The organism is Pseudomonas rossensis, assembly GCF_039888995.1.
GTDB classification, from domain to species: Bacteria; Pseudomonadota; Gammaproteobacteria; order Pseudomonadales; family Pseudomonadaceae; genus Aquipseudomonas; species Aquipseudomonas rossensis.
Genome location: NZ_JBBWCB010000266.1, coordinates 1 through 2,799 on the forward strand (window position 1 = coordinate 1; position 2,799 = coordinate 2,799).

General features: G+C 53.8%; 4 protein-coding genes. 2 read left to right on the forward strand and 2 right to left on the reverse strand.

Annotation, left to right across the window (positions count from 1 at the left end; genetic code table 11):
- Positions 1–196 precede the first annotated feature (196 nt).
- Entirely contained in the window at positions 197–415 is a 219-nt protein-coding gene (locus WLY71_RS30230) for a hypothetical protein (RefSeq protein WP_347806503.1), read from the reverse strand.
- Between the two features lie 473 nt (positions 416–888).
- Between WLY71_RS30230 and WLY71_RS30235 the strand changes: the two genes are divergently transcribed.
- Both WLY71_RS30235 and WLY71_RS30240 read left to right on the forward strand, forming a co-directional pair.
- The gene (locus WLY71_RS30235; protein WP_347806504.1) at positions 889–1,158 is read left to right on the forward strand and encodes a short-chain dehydrogenase; all 270 of its coding nucleotides are present in this window, start codon (positions 889–891) and stop codon (positions 1,156–1,158) included.
- 301 nt (positions 1,159–1,459) lie between these two features.
- The gene (locus tag WLY71_RS30240) at positions 1,460–1,879 is read left to right on the forward strand and encodes a type II toxin-antitoxin system YafO family toxin (RefSeq protein WP_347806505.1); all 420 of its coding nucleotides are present in this window, start codon (positions 1,460–1,462) and stop codon (positions 1,877–1,879) included.
- 121 nt (positions 1,880–2,000) lie between these two features.
- On the opposite strand, the gene WLY71_RS30245 is transcribed toward WLY71_RS30240, so the two are convergent.
- Positions 2,001–2,483, reverse strand: a complete 483-nt coding sequence (locus WLY71_RS30245; RefSeq protein WP_347806506.1) for a cupin domain-containing protein — start codon at positions 2,481–2,483, stop codon at positions 2,001–2,003.
- Positions 2,484–2,799: the final 316 nt, after the last annotated feature.

Consider the following 2,799-nt stretch of genomic DNA (forward strand, 5'->3'; position numbering starts at 1 on the left):
GAAGCCGAAGACGGCTTCCTCGAATAGGCCTGATACATAGATGCAACGGGGCGGCGGTTTTTCAAAAGCGGGTAGACAGTGGGGGCGAGTCCATACATAGCAGCTGGCGAAGCCTGCGTCCGACTGCGCAGCAGTCGCCACCCCAAAGCTCACGGCACATCAGGCAAAACGCAAAACGGCGGAAACACTTCCGCCGTTAATCGTCGTGCAACAACCCCGAACTGTACTCGCCGAAGCTGTTGCCGAGCGCACTGCCATGGAAATTCATCTTATTGGGGTTGTTGGTAGGCCCCGGACCAAAACCGGCAGACGGCAGGGTGGCTTCCGAATATTCGCTATGGGTGCCTGCACCCGAACAGGCGCTCAATAGCAACGCACCGGAGATCAGAGCGACTTTAAAGAGGTTCGAGATCATTTTTCAGTTCCCTGTGGGTTGGAAGCGCGGTGACCTTAGGGAGTCATCCTATGCCGCATGCCCGCCGGGAATTATGAAACTTTGCTGGGTGACAGCGTTGGTTCAGGTAGTGATTGCTTGAGGCAAAAAAGGGCGTTCTCCGGACAAACTGTTAAAAGAGCAACGTCCTACACGACTCTGGGAATTGTCCGTACACTTGTCCATTGCTGTGCTTTTGTCACGAGGCCTATAGTCCACCCAACGCCAAAATGGCGTGTCGGGTTTGGCGACTCGATGGCAATTGAACTGAAACCTTCGAGCATTTCCGGAGCGTTTCGGAACGCATTTAGCTGCCTGTTTTATGGTGGCTGTGCGCGGGAGACCTTAGGGTCTGCCGGTTTCTCCATTGCCCGGTTCGCCAACCCGCGTACGGCTACCACCCATTCGTTTGGCGACGATTGAGTAGTAGTTCTTCTCAATTAATGGAGCTTCACATGAAAGACTTTATGGCTTTAACCAGCAACGCCGACGACCTTCCCTCGCTGTATGTAAACACCACCCAACCGCTGCACTCACTGCTTAGCACCGCACGCTACCGAATTGGCGCGGTAACGCAGATCCTGGAAAACCTCGCAATGCGCGGCGACATCACCACGGACTCGGTGATCCTCAGCGACTTCGCAATGCTTTGCTGCATACCCTTGCGCGATGGCTGTGATGTGCTGGATGTCGTTGCCAGACGTATGGATGCTGAACCGTCCTGACGTCACAAAGGGGCGCCCTTCTCGGACGCCCCTTCGGATTCATGGAAGCTGGCAGCAAAAACACGCTCCGTGTACCGCCTTTTGCGGTTTGCCCGGATACCATCAATCACATAAGCTGGTCAGCATGAATACACATCCTTCCGAGGCTCCGATGGCCACCACTAAAAAAACCGACAAGCCACGCAGAAAGGTCCATAGAGAACTGACGTTCCTGGATGTTCGGGAAGCAGCGCGTGATGGGCAGAAAGTATTCGATACGTTTGTGATCACTGGCAAGCTCCCCATTACAAAGTAGGCCTGGATGCCGGCAGTCAAAATTGCTGCAGTCTTTCAAAAAGTAAAACACTGGAAAACAATTGCCGCACAGTTCTACAACTATAAATTGTTCGGCGATCTGCCTGCCATTTTCGGTAGAGACGAAAAGCTCGACCTGAGCGACATGCATCATATTCATCTCGCAAGTACAGAAGAGACACAGAGCCGCTGGGCAAAAATCAGTCGTCAGTATTATCGAACCGCACTGGTCGATGATCCTGACAATGACTTCTGGCTCATCTATGCCTACGACGACTTCAGGGATGAATACCTGTTGCTTGCGGTTACGGGGCCGGATGCTCACAATCGCAAGGAATGGGGTTCGTTCCTTCGGACGGTGCGTAGCGATATCGTAGGGCCCTGGATTGTTGGAAAGCTCGACTTCCCTGATTTGGACGACCTTTGAACTGCGCAGAAAAAAACTGGTGATTGGCCGGCTTTTTGCTCCTCGCCGCAGCCAAGCAAACTCGGAAAAATAAATCAGTCCCCTTTTCTGCTATTGAGTCGTTCCACATGGTTGTCGCTCGCTACATCTTGCTGTTCCTAGGGTCGTCCGCCGGGTTGAGGTAGGTGATCCCCCAAGGCCCCGTGCCGTGGAGTTGGAGCACAGTTTCCTGTTCTCGACTGGCGCCGTACATCGACATGCCGACGGGAATGATCAGGGTGTCCCCCGGGTTATAGGCTTTGGCCCGTGCCGAATCGAATTTGTCTCCGGTGGCGAAGTAGAAGGTGCCCGAGATAACGGTTACGCGCTCGGTCACGGGATGGGTATGCACGCCGATTTTCGTATTTGCCGGCAGCTTCAAGCGCAGGGTGAAGGGCTCGGCGGCTTTCAGGTCACCTTCAATCACTGCAATCATCGCGCCGGGCCCCACCGACGGCGCAGCTGTCCACTTGAGTTCGGATGGGGTGGCGGTAATCAAACCCGCTCCCTCGGCCTGGGCGGCAGATGCCAGGAAGGCTGCGCTAAGCAAGGCCAGCGAAACAGCGACAGCTTTGTGGGAGCGCATCATGGTTTCCTCGTGTTTGGGGACTGTGGGTGTATCGCAGCAGAGGCAAACATAACTTCAACACACGGTATTAATGATGACGGTAGCCGAATGTTGTAGCGCCGATATAACCAATGTGAACAGCCCTATAACGCAATGGTCTGGACTTGATACTTTTCGGAAAAATGAGGACAGACTTATTTACTCATAGCGATCCAGTCAATTTCCTCCCATGCCGTTGCTCAGATTTCCTGAACAATCACAGTAAGCCTCACCTAAGCCCCGCAACCCCAATCCTGATAAACTCCCCACCTCTCAGCCCCACCCATCTCAGAAC